Here is a 1,561-nt window from a genome sequence, read left to right as displayed (position 1 = left end):
AACTTAGTACCAGTGGGTATGGCTTGATGGATAACGGTTTTAGTACCATTGTAGTTCATCCTTTTTTTACAGTTAGGGCAGTTCATGGGATAAGAAAGTTTCAAATTCCAGACGTGTGCCACTCCCTTTGGAGTGATCTCCTCACTGTGCGTTTGTTTAAATTTTTCATCAAAAGTAACTCTTGTGTCTGTAATTCCAAGTGCATCTTTGATAGAATCATCCATGAGAGATAGTTCCTTTCTGGAAAAGATAGGTGCAGGCTATCTTCTCTTTTTTTGTCTGTATATAAAAATGTTACCAATATATGTTCACGAAGTGAACACCTATCAGTACCAAATATTGTAGAACCATTTTTTATTTGACAGTAGTGTGTGGTGCCTTTTTAGCAAAACAGATAATTAGACAAACAAGTAAATTCAGTGTATCTTATACTCATTAATTGTAAGTAAGTTAAGGAGGGCTTGATTGATGGCCAAAAAGTATGACGTAATTGTAATTGGTGCTGGACCTGGTGGAATGACGGCGGCACTATATGCATCGCGAGCTAATTTATCAGTATTAATGTTAGACCGTGGAATCTACGGTGGACAAATGAATAATACAGCCGCAATTGAAAATTATCCTGGGTTTAAATCAATTCTGGGTCCGGATTTATCCAAAGAAATGTATGAAAGCTCCACTCAGTTTGGTGCAGAATATACCTATGGCACTGTTGAAAAAATTGAAAATAACGGTGTTACTAAGACGGTTACTACGGACATGGAAACCTATGAAACCAAAGCCATTATTATTGCCACTGGTTCTGAATATAAAAAACTGGGAGCAGCCGGTGAAAATGAATATGGGGGCCGAGGAGTTTCGTACTGTGCGGTCTGTGATGGTGCCTTCTTTAAAAATAAACATGTCGTTGTAGTTGGTGGTGGTGATTCAGCGATTGAAGAGGGAATTTATCTCACTCAATTAGCAGATAAGGTTACAGTTATTCACCGTCGTGACCAATTACGTGCTCAAAAGATTATTCAAGATCGTGCTTTCGCTAATGACAAGATGGAATTTGTCTGGAATACTAACGTTGAAGAAATTGATGGCGACGAGCAAAAAGTTAGTGGAGTTAAGATTAAAAACAACAAGACTGGCGAAGAATCTACATTAGATGCCAGTGGTGTATTCATTTACGTTGGGGTGTTACCAATGACTGAACAATTTGGCAATCTTGGCATTTTAGATGATCAGGGCTGGGTCGAGACTAACGACCAAATGGAAACAAAAGTACCTGGTATCTTTGCAATTGGTGATGTGCGTGATAAGAAATTGCGTCAGATTACCACTGCTGTCGGTGATGGTGGGGTTGCAGGCCAAGGCGTCTTTAATTACATTGAGTCATTGAAAGGTGAAGAACAGACGGTTTAGATTAAGTTCTTGATTGCTTGTTTTTCTAAATTTTATTGATTGAATTTGTTCACCAGTTGCAAAAGTTTACGTGTACCGATAAAAATAGACCATAACCTTCAAAAATCGAGGGATATGGTCTATTTTTATTGGTACACCCCAACTTCTTAAC

Annotated in this window: 1 protein-coding gene and 1 pseudogene; one reads left to right on the top strand and one right to left on the bottom strand. The window is 38.3% G+C overall.

Going from position 1 to position 1,561, the window contains the following annotated elements; all coding sequences use genetic code 11:
- A pseudogene (locus WDC_RS09180) lies at positions 1 to 224 on the bottom strand (hypothetical protein); the annotation flags it as partial.
- A 244-nt stretch (positions 225 to 468) separates the two neighbouring features.
- Here WDC_RS09180 and trxB point away from each other — a divergent pair.
- On the top strand, positions 469 to 1,410 hold the full coding sequence (gene trxB, locus WDC_RS09175; protein WP_044011545.1) for a thioredoxin-disulfide reductase: 942 nt from the start codon (positions 469 to 471) through the stop codon (positions 1,408 to 1,410).
- Positions 1,411 to 1,561: the final 151 nt, after the last annotated feature.

Source organism: Paucilactobacillus wasatchensis (genome assembly GCF_000876205.1).
GTDB lineage: Bacteria > Bacillota > Bacilli > Lactobacillales > Lactobacillaceae > Paucilactobacillus > Paucilactobacillus wasatchensis.
Note: the sequence above shows the minus strand (reverse complement) of the source record. Positions and strands in the feature narration are given on the sequence as shown.